General features: G+C 51.5%; 22 protein-coding genes and 1 tRNA gene. 11 read left to right on the top strand and 12 right to left on the bottom strand.

Going from position 1 to position 20,367, the window contains the following annotated elements:
• Positions 1–2 precede the first annotated feature (2 nt).
• Together EKM96_RS02825 and EKM96_RS02820 are read left to right on the top strand one after the other, a co-directional pair.
• Positions 3–710: a VIT1/CCC1 transporter family protein gene (locus EKM96_RS02825; RefSeq protein ID WP_125639423.1), complete on the top strand. Its 708-nt coding sequence runs from the start codon at positions 3–5 to the stop codon at positions 708–710.
• An 83-nt stretch (positions 711–793) separates the two neighbouring features.
• Complete coding sequence (locus EKM96_RS02820; RefSeq protein WP_164510958.1) at positions 794–2,392, top strand: APC family permease; 1,599 nt, start codon at positions 794–796, stop codon at positions 2,390–2,392.
• A gap of 64 nt (positions 2,393–2,456) precedes the next feature.
• On the opposite strand, the gene EKM96_RS02815 is transcribed toward EKM96_RS02820, so the two are convergent.
• The gene (locus EKM96_RS02815; protein WP_125639420.1) at positions 2,457–2,909 is read right to left on the bottom strand and encodes a GNAT family N-acetyltransferase; all 453 of its coding nucleotides are present in this window, start codon (positions 2,907–2,909) and stop codon (positions 2,457–2,459) included.
• 136 nt (positions 2,910–3,045) lie between these two features.
• On the opposite strand from EKM96_RS02815, the gene EKM96_RS02810 reads away from it, so the two are divergent.
• Complete coding sequence (locus EKM96_RS02810; protein WP_125639417.1) at positions 3,046–4,089, top strand: lactonase family protein; 1,044 nt, start codon at positions 3,046–3,048, stop codon at positions 4,087–4,089.
• 49 nt (positions 4,090–4,138) lie between these two features.
• On the opposite strand, the gene EKM96_RS02805 is transcribed toward EKM96_RS02810, so the two are convergent.
• The 3 genes from EKM96_RS02805 to EKM96_RS02795 are packed head-to-tail and all read right to left on the bottom strand — an operon-like array spanning position 4,139 to position 8,103.
• Positions 4,139–5,059, bottom strand: a complete 921-nt coding sequence (locus EKM96_RS02805) for a sce7725 family protein (protein WP_125639414.1) — start codon at positions 5,057–5,059, stop codon at positions 4,139–4,141.
• A 4-nt stretch (positions 5,060–5,063) separates the two neighbouring features.
• Positions 5,064–5,747, bottom strand: a complete 684-nt coding sequence (locus EKM96_RS02800; RefSeq protein WP_125639411.1) for a hypothetical protein — start codon at positions 5,745–5,747, stop codon at positions 5,064–5,066.
• Complete coding sequence (locus EKM96_RS02795) at positions 5,737–8,103, bottom strand: ATP-dependent DNA helicase (protein WP_125639408.1); 2,367 nt, start codon at positions 8,101–8,103, stop codon at positions 5,737–5,739. The genes EKM96_RS02800 and EKM96_RS02795 overlap by 11 nt, the downstream gene beginning before the upstream one ends.
• A gap of 147 nt (positions 8,104–8,250) precedes the next feature.
• Between EKM96_RS02795 and EKM96_RS02790 the strand changes: the two genes are divergently transcribed.
• Positions 8,251–8,514, top strand: a complete 264-nt coding sequence (locus EKM96_RS02790; protein WP_125639405.1) for a PTS sugar transporter — start codon at positions 8,251–8,253, stop codon at positions 8,512–8,514.
• A gap of 63 nt (positions 8,515–8,577) precedes the next feature.
• Positions 8,578–8,781, top strand: coding sequence for a hypothetical protein (locus tag EKM96_RS02785; protein WP_125639402.1), 204 nt, complete (start codon positions 8,578–8,580; stop codon positions 8,779–8,781).
• A gap of 61 nt (positions 8,782–8,842) precedes the next feature.
• Here EKM96_RS02785 and EKM96_RS02780 read toward each other — a convergent pair whose 3' ends face one another.
• Entirely contained in the window at positions 8,843–9,193 is a 351-nt protein-coding gene (locus EKM96_RS02780) for a hypothetical protein (RefSeq protein ID WP_125639399.1), read from the bottom strand.
• Between the two features lie 278 nt (positions 9,194–9,471).
• Here EKM96_RS02780 and EKM96_RS02775 point away from each other — a divergent pair, with 278 nt between their 5' ends.
• The 4 genes from EKM96_RS02775 to pstB all read left to right on the top strand — a co-directional run bounded on the left by EKM96_RS02775 (position 9,472) and on the right by pstB (position 13,096).
• Complete coding sequence (locus tag EKM96_RS02775; protein ID WP_125639396.1) at positions 9,472–10,368, top strand: phosphate ABC transporter substrate-binding protein PstS family protein; 897 nt, start codon at positions 9,472–9,474, stop codon at positions 10,366–10,368.
• An 81-nt stretch (positions 10,369–10,449) separates the two neighbouring features.
• Positions 10,450–11,403, top strand: a complete 954-nt coding sequence (gene pstC, locus EKM96_RS02770) for a phosphate ABC transporter permease subunit PstC (RefSeq protein WP_125639394.1) — start codon at positions 10,450–10,452, stop codon at positions 11,401–11,403.
• Positions 11,393–12,280: a phosphate ABC transporter permease PstA gene (gene pstA, locus EKM96_RS02765; RefSeq protein ID WP_125639391.1), complete on the top strand. Its 888-nt coding sequence runs from the start codon at positions 11,393–11,395 to the stop codon at positions 12,278–12,280. The genes pstC and pstA overlap by 11 nt, the downstream gene beginning before the upstream one ends.
• A 12-nt stretch (positions 12,281–12,292) precedes the next feature.
• Complete coding sequence (pstB, locus tag EKM96_RS02760) at positions 12,293–13,096, top strand: phosphate ABC transporter ATP-binding protein PstB (protein WP_125639388.1); 804 nt, start codon at positions 12,293–12,295, stop codon at positions 13,094–13,096.
• 100 nt (positions 13,097–13,196) lie between these two features.
• Here the strand turns inward: pstB and EKM96_RS02755 are convergent, their stop codons facing one another.
• The 4 genes from EKM96_RS02755 to EKM96_RS02740 are packed head-to-tail and all read right to left on the bottom strand — an operon-like array spanning position 13,197 to position 16,978.
• Positions 13,197–14,267 carry an ABC transporter substrate-binding protein gene (locus tag EKM96_RS02755; protein ID WP_125639385.1) on the bottom strand — a complete coding sequence of 357 codons (1,071 nt, stop codon included), beginning with the start codon at positions 14,265–14,267 and terminating at the stop codon, positions 13,197–13,199.
• Positions 14,264–15,067, bottom strand: a complete 804-nt coding sequence (locus tag EKM96_RS02750) for an ABC transporter permease (protein ID WP_125639382.1) — start codon at positions 15,065–15,067, stop codon at positions 14,264–14,266. The genes EKM96_RS02755 and EKM96_RS02750 overlap by 4 nt, the downstream gene beginning before the upstream one ends.
• Positions 15,064–15,888, bottom strand: a complete 825-nt coding sequence (locus EKM96_RS02745; protein ID WP_382336194.1) for an ABC transporter permease — start codon at positions 15,886–15,888, stop codon at positions 15,064–15,066. Before EKM96_RS02745 ends, EKM96_RS02750 begins: the two co-directional genes overlap by 4 nt.
• On the bottom strand, positions 15,866–16,978 hold the full coding sequence (locus EKM96_RS02740) for an ABC transporter ATP-binding protein (RefSeq protein WP_125639377.1): 1,113 nt from the start codon (positions 16,976–16,978) through the stop codon (positions 15,866–15,868). Before EKM96_RS02740 ends, EKM96_RS02745 begins: the two co-directional genes overlap by 23 nt.
• A gap of 280 nt (positions 16,979–17,258) precedes the next feature.
• Here EKM96_RS02740 and EKM96_RS02735 point away from each other — a divergent pair, with 280 nt between their 5' ends.
• Complete coding sequence (locus EKM96_RS02735; protein ID WP_125639374.1) at positions 17,259–17,759, top strand: YcxB family protein; 501 nt, start codon at positions 17,259–17,261, stop codon at positions 17,757–17,759.
• A gap of 138 nt (positions 17,760–17,897) precedes the next feature.
• Positions 17,898–18,488, top strand: a complete 591-nt coding sequence (locus tag EKM96_RS02730) for a TMEM175 family protein (protein ID WP_125639371.1) — start codon at positions 17,898–17,900, stop codon at positions 18,486–18,488.
• 52 nt (positions 18,489–18,540) lie between these two features.
• Here the strand turns inward: EKM96_RS02730 and EKM96_RS02725 are convergent, their stop codons facing one another.
• The 3 genes from EKM96_RS02725 to EKM96_RS02715 all read right to left on the bottom strand — a co-directional run bounded on the left by EKM96_RS02725 (position 18,541) and on the right by EKM96_RS02715 (position 20,305).
• A complete protein-coding gene (locus tag EKM96_RS02725) occupies positions 18,541–18,768 on the bottom strand; it encodes a DUF5776 domain-containing protein (RefSeq protein WP_191987334.1) in 228 nt (75 codons plus the stop codon).
• Between the two features lie 289 nt (positions 18,769–19,057).
• Positions 19,058–19,894, bottom strand: coding sequence for an alpha/beta fold hydrolase (locus EKM96_RS02720; protein WP_125639369.1), 837 nt, complete (start codon positions 19,892–19,894; stop codon positions 19,058–19,060).
• A 338-nt stretch (positions 19,895–20,232) separates the two neighbouring features.
• Positions 20,233–20,305: transfer RNA gene (locus EKM96_RS02715), tRNA-Ala, on the bottom strand.
• Between the last annotated feature and the right edge of the window lie 62 nt (positions 20,306–20,367).

Genomic DNA, 20,367 nt, shown 5'->3' with positions numbered 1-20,367 from the left:
GAATGGCAGAAAACGAGAATATTCGGGTTAAGAAAGTTAAGCAACATCAAACCATGGACGAAAAGTTAAATACCTTGCGAGCCGGTGTGTTGGGTTCAAACGACGGGATTCTGACCGTCGTTGGGGTATTGTTCAGTGTTGCCGCGGCGACCACCAATCAATTTACCATCTTCATTGCTGGACTGGCAGACCTGTTGGCCTGTGCCTTCTCCATGGCATCCGGGGAGTACGCCTCGGTTAGCACGCAGAAGGATACCGAAAAGGCCGCGGTGGCTAAGGAAGCCGCCCTTTTAAAGACCAATTACGCCGACCAACAGGCGGCCGTGCGTCATTTCTATGAGGAGCGTGGTGTCACCACGGCTACTGCCGAGGCCATTGCGGAAGATCTGATGAACAAGGACGCCTTGGGAACGGTCGTCAACGTGAAGGATGACATCCAATTGGGACATTACATGAATCCTTGGGACGCCGCGTTTTCATCCCTATTCGCGGCCGCGATCGGGGGGACCTTCCCGCTGGTTGCCATGACGATCTTTCCGGCGGCAACGCAATGGCCGGCGACGATCGTTGCGGTTTTACTATCCGTGACGCTGACGGGTTATCTTAGCGCCAAGTTGGGCCATGGCCTGGTTAAGACTGCCATTATTCGTAACGTGGTGGTGGGGATCATTACCATGTTTATTCACTATTATGTCGGGCAATTTTTCTAGGCGATTACTAGCAAGTGATCGACCATGGTCAGGCTTCCCTGGCTAGTGTACAATGGGCAATACAGTTGCTTAGAAAGTAGGGAATGCCGTTGAGACGGAAGATGAGTTTGTTTTCACTAGTCATGCTGACACTCAGTGCCATTATTGGTTCTGGGTGGCTTTTTGGTGCCGGAATGGCCGCACAAATTGCCGGGCCGGCCGCCATTATTTCCTGGCTCCTTGGGGCCCTCGTGATTGGTTTGATTGCGATGAACTACATTGAATTGGGGACGATGTTCCCAACCAGTGGGGGGATGAGTCAATATGCGGCCTTCTCCCATGGACCGCTGCTGGGCTTCGTTGCCGGCTGGGCCAACTGGCTATCGCTCTTAACCATTATTCCGATTGAGGCGGTGGCTGCCGTCCAATACATGAGCTCGTGGCCCTGGGCCTGGGCCAACTGGACGAGAGGCTTCCTTCATGCCGGCAACGTGACTAATGAAGGCCTAGTCATTGTCTTTCTGTTTATCCTGGCCTTTACATTGTTAAACTTTTGGTCGGTTAAGTTATTGACTCGGTTTACCAGCTTCGTCTCAATTTTTAAATTAGTGATTCCAACCTTGACGATTATTGTTTTGGTCATTACCGGCTTCGAACCACAGAACTTCACCCACATGGGTGGGTTCATGCCCTATGGGAGCGCATCGATCTTCTCAGCGACCACTGCTGCCGGGATTATCTTTTCATACAATGCCTTTCAGACGACGATCAATATGGGCAATGAAATTGAACATCCCGAGCGCAACATTTTTTGGGGCATTGTGATTGCCTTTGGGATTAGTACCGTGATCTATACGCTACTCCAGGTGGCCTTCATCGGCGCCGTTCCGGGTGGAAGTCTGGTTCATGGTTGGCACGGGGTCAACTTCGAGTCGCCGTTTGCGGATATTGCCATCCTGTTGAACTTAGGCTGGCTGTCGACCTTGCTGTATTTGGATGCCTTCGTATCGCCATTCGGGACCGGGGTTTCGTTCGTGGCAACGACCAGTCGGGCCCTGGCGGCCATGACCGGGACCAAGCATATGCCGACCAAGTTGGGCGAAGTTAACCGCAAGTATCAAACGCCGCGGCGGGCCATGGTGGTTAATATGTTCTTGGGCGTGGTCTTAGTCGCCGGTTTTCGGAACTGGGGCACGTTATCCAATGTGATTTCGACTTCGACATTGATTGCCTATCTGACGGGTCCAGTCACGGTGAATGCGTTACGACGTCAGGCACCGGAGTTTGTCCGGCCGTTTCGCCTGCACGCCTCACAGTGGTGGTCACCGTTGGCCTATGTTTTGGCCAGCCTGGCGATATACTGGGCGAAGTGGCCCACTACGATTGAGGTCTTTGGGGTCATTGCGTTAGGCCTGATTTTCTACGTGTATTATGAGATTTGCCGCCCGGCTGGTTGGCAGTCGTTGCGCGCGAGCTTGCGTGGTGGTCGGTGGTTATTGGCCGAGATGGTCTGGTTGACGTTGATGTCGGTCATTGGTAGCCATCAATTCGGCGGTAGCGGTTTGCTGGCCTATCCGCTGGACTTCGTCGGCGTTATTCTCGGGAGCTTAGCCTGCTACTACCTTGGGGTGCATGATGCCTACGAGAGTGAATCGTTGGCCATTGCCCGGTCATTGAATCAACGCGTCGTTGAAAAAGACTAAAAATAAACCCGTCAGGCTGAAGGATTTCTTCGGCCTGACGGGTTTTTAAGTGGCTTAATGATGCTTAACGGTAACGATGCCATTCCCAATGTTGCGGGGATTTACTATTGAAGCCAGCAGCCTCAAGGGCCTCGGGATCCAGATGCTTAGCGGTTTGGAGGGTGAGGGTGCTCAGCTGCAATTCGTCACGGCCAAATGCTACGAGACGTTCCAGAATTTCTTGTTGATCAGCAGTGGGCAACGGTCGTCCCAGAACGTAGACCTGCCCGGTTTGTTCGCCGAGATCGAGGGTTGGGAAGCCGCCCCAGGCCACGAGCTTGTGGGTGGCCCGGTCTTCGATACCCCAGACCAATTTGCGGCGATCCATGGTGTCACGCATGGTGGCATTGATCCAGTCGGCTGTCGGGGACAGCTCCTGCTGGGTTAAGTCGGCAACATTTTTTAAATTGAAGCGGGTTAACCAATCGAAACGATATCGACGGGTTAAAAGTGGGTGGTAGCCCTCAAAGCTGGCCATATGGCTCGCGTCCTTTCTGAACATTTATATCCATTGTATCGGTAATTACCGATGGTGACCAGTGACTTTATCGGTGGTATCAGATCGGCTGTGCTATACTTAATAGTAAGTACGGCAAGAGAAAGGGGCAGCATTCATGACGGAAGATTTTTATATTGGGACCTACACCAAGCGCATCAGTCGCGGAATTTATCGGGTGAGCGTCGATTCCAAGGCTGAACGGTTGGTTGATTGTGAATGGCTGGCGTCTGCAGGTAGTCCCACTTACCTCGCAAAGGCGGCGGCTCAGCGGTTGTATGTCATCAATAAAAAAGAAACGGATGGGCACACCCAAGGCGGGTTGATCATCTATGACGTAACCGATGTGAAGCCTCGGGCCATTCAACAAGTCCTACGCACAGGGTCGTCACCGGCCTACGTGGCGGTGGATGAGGACCGACAGCTGGTCTACACGGCCAATTATCATACGGCTGCAGTCACCGTTTACGCGATTGCTGCTGATGGCACGTTGACTCAAGCGGATGAAGTGGTCGATCAAGGACCAGTCGGAACGGCGCCAGAACAAACGGATGGCCCGCACCCACACTTCGCTGACCTGACACCGGATCACCGATTGGTGGTTTGTGACTTGGGTACCGACCGGGTGTACATCTATGATGTCACCGATGCCGGCAAGTTGACCCTAGTGAGTCAGTTGGCATTGCCAGATGGTTTCGGCCCGCGGCACATTACTTTCGATGCTGATAAGGGTGTGGCTTACCTGGTTGGCGAATTGAGTAGCAACGTGGCAACACTGGCCTACGATGCCGCCTCAGGTGTCTTAACCCTGAAGGGCATTGTTTCGACGATTCCGGACGATTGGACAGAACATAACGGGGCTGCAGCCATTCGCATGAGTGCCGATGGCCGGTTCATCTATGTTTCTAATCGTGGACACAACTCGCTCACGGTCTTTGCGGCTGACGATGCTGGAACGTTGACAACCGTTCAGCGGATTAGCACGGAGGGTGACTTCCCTCGCGACTTCAATTGGGATTCCAGTCAACGCTTGGTTCTCGTGGTTAATCAGAACTCGGATAATGCGAGTCTGTATGCTCGGGATGCCACGAGCGGGAAGCTAACCTTAAAACAAAAGGGTTTCATGGTGCCGGAAGGTGTCTGTGTCATACCAGTTAAATAAAGTGATTTAGAGATAGCAAAGACGCCTGGGATTTTCCCAGACGTCTTTTTTAGTCTGAATGAGGATAGTTTTGTTTGAAATAGGCGGCCATGACCTGAAGATGGTGCATGATACTCAGACGTTTTACCACGCCCAGGCCAGGAAAATGTTGCGTGGTGTGATAGTCGGCGAGTTGTTGGGCCGCCGTTTGTACCGAGGCGGCCTGCTTTGGCAACCAGTCGGCCAGCTTGGCCACCGCCTGGAAAAATTTTTCTTTCGGGTGCTTGAAGTCGGTATGATCGTCCGAGACAAAGCGGTGGATGCGCAACTGTGACCCTTTGAAATAGGTCAGATGGATGGTGACGGCGCGGGCCGGGTAGCCGTGCTCGCTGTAGTGACCGCCACCAATACCGTAGTCGCTGTAGCCCACGTAGGGGGTCAGCAGATCGGTGGCCCAGTCATCACTGAACAGGCCATCTGGTAGATCGGCATAGGTACGGGGATGTTCCGGTAGCCAGGCGTGATCGAAGAGCTGGATCGTTGGTCGATCCAACAGCCGGCGAATCCGAGCCTCCGGTGGCACCAACAAATGAGTTGGGGCATTGAGGAGGCCGGCCTGTTTGGCGGCAACTAGATCATCGTATTGCCGGGCGACCAATAACGTTTGATGTTCTGGCTGGGGAGTCACATCCGCTTCGACCAGGGTTGGTGTCAGGACGTGGCCGATGATGAGGGCTGGGTTGTCTTGCCAGGCGGACCAATCATGGAGTTTCTGCTGAGTCAAGGCGTAGTCACTAACCGTTGAATTGGCGATGACCACGAGTGGTTGATCGTGCGCCACAAAGGCCGCGATGGTCTTGGGCAGTGCGGCAATGTCGCGGACGGGTTCGATGATGGGGATGATATTTGCCGGCAGCAGGTGTTGTTGGGCGACGGCCTTCAAGGCTTGCAGATCGTATTGGCGGCCCCTAAAGTACGGAAAATAATACACGACGTCACGCCTCCTCGGGATGCTGGAGCTGATAAATTTCTAGATTGAGGGCGTCTACTTCGCTTTGAAGGGCGGTGACGGCCGTTGCCTCAGTGTCTTCGATGAATCGGTCATAGAAGTTTCGATTGGGATCGTAGATATCGTAGTGCTGATGGCGTTTCTTGAGCTCGTGATAGAGCTGTTCCGTGCTGTACTGCTTGAGTCCGGTCGCCATTTGTTTAGCCTTGTGGACCTCGCGGGCCTGCGAAGCGATGAAGCAGGTGGTGAGTTCGGTGGCCGGTACCTGCAGGTCTTGTCGGCGTGGTGTCCGGGCAACGGTCAGGTAGCCCGGCGTCACTGGCGGTTCGCTGGCGGTCGATAACATTGTCGGATTGAATGGCCGGTAGATCAGCACGCCAATGCCAGTCGGAATTTCGTCGGCCACCTGATCGTATAATTTCAATGGAAGAACAAAGTAATTGTAATGACCGACGAAGGAGAGCTTCGCCTGCGAATGGAAGTCACTCTTGGTCACCTTGAGCTCGTAACAGCGCCATTCGATCTCGCCGGTGGGGAGTTCCTGGTAGCTTAGCGTATCCACAATGCCCTGGTCGTCGGGCATCGTCACCTCTTCAACGGGGGATGCCCCCGCGTCGCGACAGTAGGCATACAGGGTGTGTTCGAGTGCTAAGGTTAATTTAGTCTTCATGGCCGGCCTCCTTTTGCCAGAATGCGTGGATGGTTGGGGCAAGTTGTTCCGGGCGGTACACCCGCTGGAAATGTTGCCAGTGCTTGGGATACAGGTTGGTATAGCGCGGACTGGCGAATCGCTGATCCATGAGTAAAATGACGCCGACGTCGTGAGAGCCGCGAATTAGGCGACCGGCCGCCTGAAAAACATTGTTGAGGCCAGGCAGTTGATAGGCGAAGGCAAATCCCTGATGGGATTGAACATCGAAGTAGTCGCGAATCAGATCGGTTTCGGGATTAATTCCGGGAAGCCCCACACTGACGATGCCCACGCCAATTAGGCGGTCGGCCTTGAGGTCGATTCCCTCGGCAAAGATGCCACCGAGGAGGGCAAAACCAACCAGGGTGGTCTGCGGGTCACTGGTAAAGTTGGCCAAGAAGGCGGTTCGGTCGGCTTCGGCCATCTGGCTCTGCTGGATCACCGTCTTGACGTGAGGATAGGCCATTTGAAAGGCCTGGCTGACCGTGACCAGATATTGATGAGAGGGGAGGAAAATGAGGTAATTCCCCACCTTGCCATCGATGAGGTTCTTGATGGCCAACAAGATATTGGCCAAATTGGCATCGCGTCGTTGATAGGTCGTTTGAATGTAGTTGGCCACTAGAATTTCTTGGTGCTGCGGAGGGAAGGGCGAATCTAACCGGTAAGCCAGGCTATCGGGCTGCCCGCCCAAAACGGCCTGGTAGTAGTCCAAGGGGGACAACGTGGCCGAGAAGAGCACCGCACCATGGCCCAGCGCCAGACTATCGGCCAGAAAGGCACTAGGGTCTAAACAGAGTTGTTTGAGAGTGATATTGCCATCCTCAATGGCGAGTCGCATGCGATAAGTATCGTCATAATACTCGCTGATTCGTTGGTAGCTAATGGCGACGAAGTAGTAGTCCAGAACGGCCTGAACAAATGGCGTCTGGGGTTGGTCGATGAGCCAGTCGTGAACGGCCTCCACCAGCCGGGATAGGTCGTGCTCGAAGTTTTCCGGTGGTGTGAGGAAGGTACTGTCTGTGGCCTGATCGGCGATCAGGGGTGCCGCCAGGTCATCAAAGGTGGCCCTTAAATCACTCAATCGCCGGCGGAGCTTCGGCGTTGCGGCGCTGGCATCCTCGCTGAGTCTTAGAAGATGGTCGAGCGGGCGACTACTGATGGCCGCCGAATACATTTCTCGCGAACGGCTGACCAGGTTGTGGGCCTCGTCGATGAGAAAGAAGTTGTCGGGGTCGGGGGTCGCGAAGAAGCGTTGCAGGTGAACCTGGGGATCAAATAGGTAGTTATAGTCGCCAATGACGACATCACAAAACAGACTGGCGTCCAGTTGAAATTCAAACGGATCCAGGGTGTGGTCCCGGGCCACGGCCTCGATGACCGGGCGGGTGAGCTGATCATGATTCTTTATCAGGTCGAGTAAGGCAGGCTTCAAGCGATCATAGTAGCCCAGCATGTAGGGATTCTCCTCGGGCTGAAGGTCGGCCTCCTCGGGAAAACGAATCTTGTCCTTGGCGGTTAACGTGATGCTTTTTATTTTGAGGCCCTGGGTGGCCATCAGGTCGAGGGCCTCTTCGGCCACTCGCCGGGTACTTTGCTTGGCCGTTAAATAGAAGATTCGCTGAATCTCGCCCTCGCCAATCGCCTTAATCGTGGGGAAAAGGGTCGAAATGGTCTTACCGGTTCCGGTGGGAGCCTCGGCAAACAAGCGTTGCTGCGTTAGAATCGTCTTGTAGACGGCCACCGCTAGCTCGCGCTGTCCCGGCCGATAGTGGTCGAAGGGAAAGGTGAGGCGATGAATGGTCGGGTCCCGTTGATCACGCAGATCGGAACGAAACTTTAGCCAGGTGACGTACTCGTCAATGACCTGTTGAAAGAAGGTCGTCGCAGCCTCGCGACTGATTGTTTGGTCGGTCTGCGTGATTTCTTCCGTGTTGGTTTGAAAGTACGTCAGGGTCAGCGTAACCTCGTCCAGCTCGGATTCCTTTTGCATGAGCAGGTAGGCATAGATCTTAACCTGCGCCCAGTAAAGGGTTAGCGTGTTGTCGCTGAGCTTGTCGAAGACGGTCTCGGACGTCTTGATCTCTTCGATACTGGCCTGGTCGGCGGTTAAGGTCACGCCGTCGGCTCGTCCGTGGAGCAGATATTCCTGCTCGTTTAGGGTCAGTTCTTGGTCTAGATAATATTCCTTTTGATAGTCGGCACCGCGTTGCTTCTGCAGGCGGCGATGAATTTGGGCCCCCAAGAGGGCCGTGTTCTGGCTGCCAGAGACGTTACTCAGATCGCCAGTTCGTAAGGTAAATTCAACTAATTCTCGGACACCTAGTTTGATCAAAGGAACGCCTCCATTTCTGGCAATATCATACCATATTTCACGGGGAGATTGAACGTGCGTTCGCGGCCGCCAACGCCATGGCGGATCGTTAAAAAGGGTTGGCAAAACTAATGTAATCGTTTACAATTGGACCAGAGGTGATTTTTGATGAAGACAATTGGGTTCCAGTTGCACCAAGACATGCCAAAAGTAGACGAAACCGAAGCATTTGTTAGGATCTGTCAACGACACCAGGCCAAGGCCACGATTAAGGTTCATGATGTTGAAATTAATCCCCGGGATCGAGATGAAGTTGGCTTATTGGCCGACCATGCCGGTCACTTTGTCCAAGTGGTGACTGACGGCCCAGACGAGGCCCAATTAGCGGCGGCCCTTCATCAACAATTAGCCAAGGACAAGTACTGCTATTAAGCGCTTGACGGTCATCGACGTTTTGCGTAAGCTCAGAGTAGTTGCGTGAATGGAGATTGGCCAATGAGTGAAGAACAAGTGAAACGACTCTGCGAGATTGCCCCTAAGTATGGGCTAACACTCGAGAGCCAGGGGTTGGTGATTACCAAGATTAACGGTCAGCCAACTGAATTCGATACCACGAAATATATGCCAGACCAATTTATTGACCTGTTGGCCCAGATCATTGCGACCAATATGAAGGCCGACCTGTGGCAGTGGCAATAGAACAAAAAAGGCATTAGGATTAATTATCCTAATGCCTTTAACTTTGGCAAATTTTAAGTGCCTAGGCTTCTTCCCAACGGTCGAAGTCCCCGGCGTGGTTACCCAGGTAAGCCATAGCTTCCTTGGCCAATGCGGTACTCTCGGCATCGTAGTCGGTGTTGGGATCGGCTTCGGCCGTTTGGACCTCATCGTGGAGAAACCCGGAAGCAACTTCCAAGTATTTCGTCCGGCGGCCGACACCATTATCCTTGAACAACGAGTCTAAGCCGGTTAAGTCATCTTTGGCGGCAGCGAACACCGATTGTGCCAACTTGGGGTCCTTGCCCAATCGTTCAGCCGCATAGTCCATCAGAAAGTCATTCATATCTGTAATGATGGCTTCGCGGGCTACCCGTTCATTTTTTTTAGCCATTGCGAATCACCTCTTAATTTCATTCTAGTCATTTTATGATTGAATCGCAATCATTCAATTAGGAACGAACCTTTATTTACTGCTTTCGGTAAATCCCTTACATAAAGGGATTTATGGGGAGTTTGGCAACATTTACCGAAAATTTACATGATTGCGACGAAGACTACATATTAATCGCTTAGAATCTAAATTGTAAGTTAAGGGGAGGCACCACAAGGAGTGCTTAGCTTACGATGTGGTGGTTCTACAATATCTTAAAAAGACATGGAGTGACAGAGATGAATAATGGGTCAAAGTTAGCAATGGGGATTGCGGCAATTAGTTTATTACTGGTTGGTTGTGGTAAGGCCACGAGTTCAACCAGCAGCAAGAGCAGTAGTAGCAGTCAGGCGTTGTCCGGTAAGGTCACGGCGGTGGGCTCAACTGCTTTACAACCATTAGCCGCAAAGGCCGGCACCAACTTCACGACTAAGAACAGCAAGGTTACCTTGACGGTTCAAGGTGGTGGTTCCGGGACTGGTTTGAGTCAAGTTCAAGCCGGCGCCGTTTCCATCGGTGATTCCGATATCTTCGCCGAAGAAAAGGATGGTATCAAGGCCGACAAGTTAACTGACCACAAGGTAGCCGTCGTTGGGATGGCACCAGTCGTTAACAAGGACACCGGGGTTAAGAACTTGAAGATGGCCCAATTGAAGCAAATCTTTACTGGAAAGATTACCAACTGGAAAGAAGTCGGTGGTAAAGACCAAAAGATTGTGATTGTGAACCGGGCCCAAGGTAGTGGGACGCGAGCAACCTTTGAAAATGCCGTCCTGAAGGGTGCAACCGCTGTAAAGTCTCAAGAACAAGACTCTAACGGTGCCGTTCAAAAGATTGTTTCTTCAACGCCTGGGGCCATTAGTTACTTGGCCTTCTCATACTTCACGAACAAATTACAAGCCGTTTCCATCAACAACATCACACCAACGGATAACAATGTTGAAAACAACAAGTGGAAGATCTGGTCTTACGAACACATGTACACGAAGGGCAAGCCAGATGCTGCAACGGCTGCTTTCTTGACTTACATGAACTCCAAGACGGTTCAAGACAGCTTGGTTAAGGACATGGGTTACATCAGTATCCACGACATGAAAGTTGCCAAGGATGCCAAGGGTGTCGTAACACAAAACTAAGACCGATTGCGTATGGTGTTAGTCACAGGGGTGAAGGTGCGTTTGCAGCACCTTCACTTTTTTTAAAGGGGGAGTCAACTTATGGAACAAACTAATTTACAACTTAACAAGCCGGATTCCCAAACCAATGAATGGGATGCCCGGCTCCATCATGCCACTCGCGCCACCCGTGAAGACTGGGTTGGTCGGGGGATTAGCTACTTGTGTATTGGCGCGATTATCCTGGTGGTGGCCTCGATGCTTTGGTTTATCACATCTAAAGGGATTGCCACGTTTACGCAGAACCATGTGAGTGTTTTGAAATTCCTGACAGGCACAAACTGGGCACCGGATACCGGGCACATTGGCGCGGCGCCCATGATTGTGGGGTCGTTTGCCGTCACCTTTGCCGCGGCGATCGTGGCGACACCGTTTGCCATCGGGACCGCCATCTTTATGACGGAAATCTCACCAAATCGGGGACGGAAACTCTTACAGCCCGTGATTGAATTGCTGGTGGGGATTCCCTCAGTTGTCTACGGGTTCATTGGTTTGGCAGTGGTCGTTCCCTTCATGCGTCATTTAGTTGGGGGCTCTGGCTTTGGGATTATCTCGGCCACCTTCGTCCTATTCGTCATGGTGTTACCAACCATTACGTCAATGACGGTTGATAGTCTGCGGGCGGTTCCACGGTATTACAAGGAGGCCTCATTGGCCCTGGGCGCCACGCGTTGGCAAACCATTTCGCGGGTTATTCTTCGTTCGGCGACTTCCGGAATTCTGACCGCCGTTATTTTTGGGATGGCCCGGGCTTTTGGGGAAGCCTTAGCTGTTCAAATGGTGATCGGGAATGCGGCCGTCATGCCCAAGAACCTCATCTCCGCGGCATCAACGCTGACGAGTCAACTGACCTCAGGCATTGGGGATACCATCGACGGTACGCTGCCAAACAATGCCTTATGGTCGCTGGCCTTAATCTTGTTACTGATGTCATTATTCTTCAACGCCTTGGTTCGGTTCATCGCTAAGAGGGGGCAATTAAAACATGAACGCTAAACAACGAGACCGCGTTGCCACGGTCGTGATTGACTTAATTGTCGCCGCCGTTGTGGGAATTTTGCTGTTCTTATTGGTTTACATTTTGAGTGCCGGCTTGCCACACGTGAGTTGGCAGTTCCTAACGGGGGCGTCTGACCCCATGAGTGGGGCCGGAGGAATTGGCGTTCAGTTATTCAATTCCTTCTACCTGTTAGTTCTGACGATGTTAATCTCACTGCCAATCTCATTGGGGGCCGGGATTTATCTGGCCGAATATGCCAAGGACAATTGGCGGACGAGCCTGATCCGTTCGGCGATCGAAGTCCTGAGCTCATTGCCTTCCGTGGTTGTCGGCCTCTTTGGTTTCTTACTCTTCGTTGTGAAGTTCAAGATGGGGTTCTCAGTTATTTCTGGGGCGATTGCGTTAACGTTCTTTAACCTCCCATTATTAACGCGGAACATTGAGGAATCACTGAGCGCCGTGTCGCGTAGTCAACGAGAAGCGGGGCTATCGCTGGGCCTATCCAAGTGGAAGACAGAGATTGGCATTATCTTACCCGTTGCCCTACCCGGAATTGTGACCGGGGTGGTCTTGAGTGCGGGTCGAGTGTTCGGCGAAGCCGCTGCCTTGATTTACACTGCGGGTCAAAGTGCGCCAGTCACGAACTTCTCCGATTGGAATCCGATGGATCCGGCTAGTCCCTTGAATCCATTACGACCAGCGGAGACGTTGGCGGTTCACATCTGGAAGATTAATACCGAGGGAATGGCTAGCAACGCGGCACAACTTTCTGCGGCGGCCTCAGCCATCCTAATCTTGGCGGTGCTATTATTCAATCTGGGTGCGCGGTTGTTAGGGAACTTCTTGTATCGCCGTGTCACGGCAAGTAAGTAGGGGGGACGACCAATGTTAAAACAATACTCATTTGAAGAAACGGCCGTTCAGTCGTTCGATGCGCAAACCACGTTGGCGCTAAAAACGGAGGATCTGCAGGTGTTCTATGGCGCTAACCATGCGATGCACGATGCCAACTTGGGCTTTCCAAAGAACCAGATTACGGCCTTGATTGGCGCGTCCGGTTCGGGGAAGTCGACCTATCTGAGGTCACTGAACCGAATGAACGACGGCATCGCAACGGTGACCGGTAAGATCTGGTATCACGGGGTCAACATTAATGAGCCAAACGTGAACATTTACGAGATTCGTAAGCATATCGGGATGGTCTTTCAACGACCCAATCCATTCTCAAAATCAATTCGAGAAAATATTGTTTACGCGTTGAAGGCCAATGGTGTTAAGTCAAAGGCTGACCTTGATGAACGGGTTGAAAAGAGTCTCCGGGGCGCTGCCCTGTGGGATGAGGTTAAGGACACGCTGGATAAGAGTGCCTTATCGCTATCGGGGGGCCAGCAACAACGACTCTGTATTGCCCGCTCCATTGCCATGGCGCCGGACGTGTTGTTGTTGGACGAACCTTGTAGCGCGTTGGATCCAATTTCAACGGTCAAGGTTGAAGAGACGCTATTAGAACTGCAGAAGCAGTACACGATTATTATCGTGACCCATAACATGCAACAGGCGGCCCGGGTCAGCAGTCAATGTGCCTTTTTCCACTTGGGGCACGTGATGGAATATACGCCGACTGGGACGATGTTTAGTAATCCACAGATTCCAGTGACCCAAGATTATATTGCCGGAAGCTTCGGTTAAAAGACTCGTGAGTTAACGATGCGGCGTTGGCTCACGGGCCTTTTTCGATCACAAAACGCCTAATGGCCAAGACCAAAGTCCTGGTTATTAGGCGTTCGGGTTAGTGATGCATTTTAAACTCTAGGTACCGGTCGTTGTAAAGTTGGACCTTGGCCGGCGATAAGTCCTTATAGATCTGGAGATGATCCAAGGTGGTGTTATCCGGATAGAACTGTCGGTCATTTCGAACTGACTTCGGTAATAACGCCTTGGCTTGCCGATTTGGCGTAGCGTAGCCAATATATTCCGCGTTTTGGGCGGCATTTTTGGGGTCGCTCATGAAGTTTAGGAAAGCGTAGATGGCATTTTCATGCTGTGCCGTCTTGGGAATGACGAGGTTGTCAATCCACAGATTACTGCCTTCGCTAGGAACAACGTAGTGGAGATGATGGTTGTTGGCCAACATCTCGGCAGCTTCACCGGACCAATCGACTGCTAATGGCGCTTCGTCTTGACTCATGTACATCTTGATTTCGTCAGCAACGACGGCCTTAACATTTGGTGCAAGGGCGTTGAGCTTATTTTCGGCATTCCGCAGGACGGTGGGGTTGGTGGCATTCATGGATTCATGCTGCGAGACTAGGGCCATCCCCATGATGTCTCTGGCGGAATCGATCAACATAATTTGGTCGCGATACTTACTAGACCAAAGGTCGTTCCAATGGTCGACCGTTCCGGGTTTAATGGTTTTATCGTTATAGATAATCCCAAGGGTTCCCCAGAAATAAGGCATGGAGTAGCGGTTGCCGGGATCGAACGACTCATTTAGGAAGCGGGGGTCGTAGTTGTTCCAGCCCGTCAGGCGACTCTTGTCGAGGGGCTGGAGTAAGTGAGCCCGTTTCATCTTGGCGACCATGTATTCGCTGGGAATGGCCAAATCGTAATGGGTGCCACCCTGCTTAATCTTGGTGTACATCGCTTCATTGCTATCGAACGTTTCAACGTTGACATGGTAACCCGTTTCCTTTTGGAATTTAGTGAGTAGCTTAGGGTCGATGTAATCGCCCCAGTTATAGAGATTGAGGACGTGGCTACCCGTGCTGCCACTTGAGCGCTCAAGTTGTTGGCTGGAATAGCCCAACAGCCCACAGATGGCCAATAGGCCGACAATCAGGGTCATTAATCGTTTCATGAAGTCGCCCTCCGTTTCCGTTGCTTCCGGCGAGAACTGGCCTGTTCAATCCAGTAGTAGCCGGCGACCAACAAGAGTGAGAAGAGGAACATGACGCCGGACAGGGCGTTGATTTCCAGGTTAATCCCCTGACGAGCCCGGGAGTAGATTTCAACCGACATCGTTGAGAAGCCGTTCCCGGTCACAAAGAAGGTGACGGCAAAGTCATCGAGCGAGTAGGTCAGGGCCATAAAGAAGCCGGCGAAGATCCCTGGTGAAATGAAGGGAATGATAACCTGCGATAGCAGTTGTTTGGTGGTTGCGCCCAGGTCTTGTGCGGCGTCCAGCATGGAACTCGACATTTCGCGTAATCGGGGGAGCACCATTAAAACCACAATCGGAATCTCAAAGGCAATGTGGCTCAGTAGAACGGACACGAAGCCTAAGGGAATCTTGAGCATGGTGAAGAAGATCAGAAAGCTGGCCCCAATGATGACGTCTGGCGATACCATGAGGACGTTATTTAAGGCGAGTAGGGATTCCTTGGTGACATGGTTGGTGGTGCGGTTGATTCCTAGCGACCCCAGGGTGCCAACTAGGGTGGCAATTAGGGCCGATAAGAGGGCAACCAACAGGGTGTTGGCCACGATTGCCAGCATCCGGGAGTCACTGAAAAGATCGCGATAGTGTTGCCAAGTGAAGCCGTGAAAGGCCGTCATCGTATCGCCAGCGCTGAAGGAATAAACAATCAGGAAAACAATGGGGGCATAGAGAACAATAAACACCAGAATTAAGAAGGCATTCGATAGTCGTTTGCTCATCGTGGCGTTCCCCCCTTCGGTTTTTGGTCGCCGGTGAGTAACATCACAATGACCATGGCGACGATGAGGACAACCCCAATGGTTGAGCCCATGCCCCAATTCATGGTCGTGAGGAAGTGTTCTTCGATAGCCGTCCCCAGGGTAATCACCTTGTTGCCACCGATAAGGCGGGTCAACATGAAGAGGGATAGCGAGGGGATAAACACGGCTTGAACACCGGCCTTCACACCGGGTAAGGTCAAGGGAAAGATAACCCGCCGGAAGGTTTGCCAACCGCTCGCGCCGAGGTCCTGACTGGCATTGATAAAGGCCGGACTCAGGTCGTCGAGCGCATTGTAAATGGGCAGGATCATGAAGGGAATCTGGATGTAGGTTGCCACGAAGATAAAGCTGGCATTGGTGAATAGAATCTGTTGCGGCCCGATGCCAATGAAGCTAAGAAATTGGTTGGCGAGGCCCGCCTGGCTGAAAATTCCAATAAAAGCGTAGGCCTTAAGTAAGATATTAATCCAGGTGGGTAGGATAACCAGCAACAGCCAGAATTGACGGTGCTTCAACCCATGCAAGAAGTAAGCCGTGGGATAACTGATCAGACCAGTAAAGACCGTGATCAACAGGGCATACCAGACCGAGTTGAGGGTCATCTTTAAGTAGGTTAGCGATTGGAAATAAGTGGTGTAGTTACTGAAAGTAAAATGATGGTCGAGACTAAAGAAGGATTGGTAAAAGATGAGAGCCAATGGGGCAATGACAAAGAGGGCCAACCAGAGGCCATAGGGGATGAAGTAAAACCAGGTCTTACGTTTCGTCAAGGTCATCATCCTCCGTTCCCTCATAGGTTTCTAGACGAGCATCGAACTCTTCTTCTTTCTCGTCGTACCGCATGACATGCAGGTCCTGTGGACGGAAGGTGATGCCGATGGTTTCGCCATCCTCGGCGGGATTAACGGAGTGAATCAGCCAGTCGTTACCCAAACTGTCCGTCGCGGCGATTTCATAGTAATCACCACGGAAGAGTTGGGTATCGATTGTGACCTTTAATTTGGCATGTTCCGGTTCGGTTAGATTGAGGTCTTCCGGTCGAATGACAATTTCGACGGGTTCGTGCGCTGGAATGCCGGCATCAGCGCACTCAAATTGGTGACCACCGAAGGCCACCTGGTAATCACCCATCATTTTTCCGGGTAAGATATTACTCTCGCCAATGAAGTCGGCGACAAAATGATTAATCGGTTCATCATAAATATCAACGGGAGAGCCACTTTGGAGGACCTCGCCGTTATTCATGACAAAGATCTCATCGCTCATGGCGAGAGCTTCCTCTTGATCATGGGTCACGAAGAGAAAAGTAATGCCTAAACGTTGCTGCAGGTCACGCAGTTCGTATTGCATTTCGCGACGGAGCTTGGCATCCAAAGCCGATAGGGGTTCGTCGAGGAGCAGAACCTGTGGCTGCATGACAATGGCCCGCGCAATCGCGATCCGTTGTTGTTGTCCACCGGAAAGTTCATCGATGGCCCGGTCACCGAATTCGGCAAGTTGGACCAATTTCAGGGCGTTGGCCACCCGTTCGGCAATTTGGTCCTTGGGCATCTTTTTAAGCGTCAGGCCAAAGGCCACATTTTCTGCGACCGTCATGTGTGGAAAGAGGGCGTAGTCTTGAAAGACCGTGTTAACGTTACGTTTGTTGGCGGGAACCTCGTTGATTCGTTTCCCGTTGAATAGGACGTTGCCCGAGGTGACTGAGGTAAAACCGGAGATGGTTCTGAGAATGGTGGTCTTACCACAGCCGGAAGGTCCCAGGAGGGTGTAAAACTTTCCCGGTTCAAGTGTGATACTAATGTCCTTTAGGACCGTGTGAGTCCCGTAGCTTTTGGTGACCTGTTCAAGTTCAACAATTGGTTCGGTCATCAGGGCACCTCCTCTTATAGAAAATTTCCGTTTAATAAAACGGTTTCAACTCTGTTAATTATAGCGGGTTTAGACTTAAAATGAAATGAACAGATACGCAACTTTTTCAATGAACTAGCGGCGATGGCAATGGGCATCGCGACCGCGATTCTATGGGCAACGGTTATCGGTAATGTGACCGTCAACCGTCGTCTGCCGTGGACAGAACTTATTCGAACTGACTGGCTTCTGAAACAATTTGGATTATAATTGATTTAATGTCACAAAGGAGGTGGGGTTAATGGAAAATGAACCAATGACGGTCACGCTGGAGTATACATTGAGCGATGTTCGACGCTTATTTTGGCACACGACGGGTCGCAACTTATTGGCCCTGCTGACACCACTATGGATTATTCTGACCTGTACGGAGTACTACACGGCGTTGCTGCCACTGGGTTGGATTAGTGGTGAAACGCTTATTCTAGTTGCCGCAGAGATCGCCTACATAACTTACTATGGCAATCGCTGGGCGCATCAGTATTTGCAGCAGTGGCAAAATATTTGGGATGGTCCGACAACCTTTGCGTTCTTCGATGACCGAGTGGTTATGCATTACTTTAATGAATCCACGACCATTTATTACCAACAACTGTATCGCGTTAAGAAGACCCATTCAGCCTTCTATCTGCGGTTGAACCGACACCGGACGTTACTATTTAGGAAGCAAGAATTGCCGGTTGATTTACGGCGCTTTTTGACTCAGTTGGCTAAAAAGCAGCACGGAAGCCACCATTCATGACGACCATTTCATGGATGGTTTTTGTTTGGCCCAAAATGGTGTATTGACGTAAAGCCGGTAATCCAGGGCGTAAATGGTTGTGTGAGGACAGTAAAGTGCTAATCTGGTAATAATGAAATTTATTAGGAGAGTACGCGAATGAATAAAGGACGAGTTGAAGCGTTTACCGATGCGGTGGTGGCCATTATTTTAACCATTATGGTGTTGGAGTTTAAGACCCCGGAGGAGCCGACCTTCTCGGCACTTGCGGCTGATTGGAGTTATCTGATTGCCTACCTCATCAGTTTTCTGTTCATTGGGGTGGCCTGGTACAACCACCATTACATGTTTTCGCTGACTAAGCGGGTGACGAAGGGGATCTATTGGGCCAACAATCTGTGGATTCTGGTGATGGCGATGTTGCCGGTCTCGACGGCCTGGGCCGGCCGGTTTATCGACCGGTCACAACCGGAATTGTTCTATTTTCTAATTTTTACCTTGTGGCAACTGGCCTATGCGCTACTTTCATACGTTATCGTGGCCGCGAATCGGACGGACCAGCCCAAGGTTGCCACTAAGATTCGGCACATGTCGGTCTATCGGATGAACACGCGTTGGTGGTTTTGGGTCATTTGGATGGCTGTGATGGGGACGATTCATTTCTGGCCACCAATCTGCCTGGTCTTCACCTTGATTGAATTGATCGTGATGGCCATTTACACACCAAATGACAGTGACCAGTTATTTTAAATGAAGCCAAATAAAAACGCCGGCGAAGGTTAATGTTCGCGGGCGTTTTTGATTACTTCTTAATCACCAGGGTCTTGTTAGCGGTGATGTAGTGGCCATTGGTTAATTGGAAGCGGGTGGTCAAATGATAATGCTTGATGGTCTTAATTTTCAAGACTTGGCCGACACGGTAATACCTCATGGCCTTACCAGCTAGCTTGCTGGAACGGTAGGCATTCACGCCGTGTGAATTAAGAACGCGAACGTGTTTGGGCGCAGTGGCGTAGTAGGTTGGTGCCACGAGGCCTGCGTTAGCGGTCAGATAACCGGTGCGACCATTCGACTTGGCATGATGATTGACGTCGCGAACGCGGTAGCGTAGGGGTCGTGACCGATTTTCACAACGTCATTGATGGACTGATTGTGGCGATTGGGGTCATTGACCTTTCCTGTGACGTGTTACCATCAGGACGGACGATCCTGTGAATCGTGAGACCATGAGGGTGAGATCAAAAAAGCAGCTAACACATTGGTTAGCTGCACCTAAGCCGCCTAGGGCTTAATATCTGGCCGTTGCCATTGTGCGACGACTATTTTAAGAATTGGTTAGCTTGCTTGACGAAGTCTTTGCCGAATTGGAAGACACCCGCGTGACCGGCATCCGGGTAAATAATGAGCTGGCTATTCTTGAAGGCCTTGGCCAGGTCGTAGCTGTTAGGCCGGGTGGGGACCATGGCGTCACTATCACCGTTAGCCACTAGGACCGGCGTTTCGAGCCGGGAGAAATTAATGGGTTGTTCCGTACTCCATTGATGAATGGCGTTCAGTTGCGTCCGGTAGGCGCGCCAACCGATGGAGCGGTCCCGGCCGGTCTGCCGTTCCTTCAGGCTCTTTAAAAATTTGACGGCCTGTTGCTTGCCATTGGTTGTCCGGGTGAAGAAGAGGTAGGTCTTAATGTCAGTGAAGGTGACCAGGGCTCTTGCTAATGACCGGTCGGAAATCTTAGTGACATCGCCAATTCCTTGGCCGCCACGGGGACCGGTTCCGGTCAGCAGGGCGCGTCGAACCAACGAGGGTTCCTGGTTGATCACTTCTTGGGCAACGAAACCACCCATGGAAAACCCAAACAGGTCGACCTGTTTAAAGCCGAGGGCGTGGATAAACTCGCGAATTTCTTCGGCCATCCCTTGGATGGTTGCGGTCGCCTTGCCCCCGGAACCACCGACGCCTTGGTAGTCGGGGAGGATTAGCCGGTGTTCTTTGGCGAGACCGTCGATAACGGCGGGCTGCCAATTATCGAGATTACCGGACAGGTGTACGAGGCCGATTACTGGGACAGTTGAGTCTACGCCGATTTCACGATAGGCGAAGGTTTTGTTTTCCGGGGTGACAAGGGTCTTGGTGGGGACATTAATGTATGAGGTCATTGGATTATTCCTTTCCAGCAAAGTAAGTGACGACTTTGTTCATGGAGTATCGATAGTTTATGGGGCAACGGGCGGCAGTTTTTCAGTAGGCAATGAACCATAGTTGTTCGTTTATTTAATGATTAAACTAATTCTAACTCATAAAGTTACAATTATCAAGAATTGTAACTTGGAAAATTTAACCGGATACTCTAGTCCCGTAACTGTGGGCGATGGTGGCCCAATTGACGCTAGAGTCGGGAGACTGGTAGGGAACTTAACGGCGACAAAAAAGGCGTGAGCTAAATTTTAGCTCACGCCTTTTTTGTCGCTTGTTTTTCTCTGAGACGCATGTTCAATGGACCCTACCGGATTTGAACCGACGACCTCCTGCATGCGAAGCAGGCGCTCTCCCAGCTGAGCTAAGGGCCCCTAAATTCTCTCTTAATTATACCACGCCACAATCAGACGTTAAGAGGGAATTTAGTTAAGTG

This window comes from Levilactobacillus tangyuanensis, from assembly GCF_003946545.1.
Taxonomy (GTDB): Bacteria; Bacillota; Bacilli; order Lactobacillales; family Lactobacillaceae; genus Levilactobacillus; species Levilactobacillus tangyuanensis.
The sequence above is the reverse complement of the archived record's forward strand: the minus strand, read 5'-3'. Positions and strand labels throughout refer to the sequence as shown.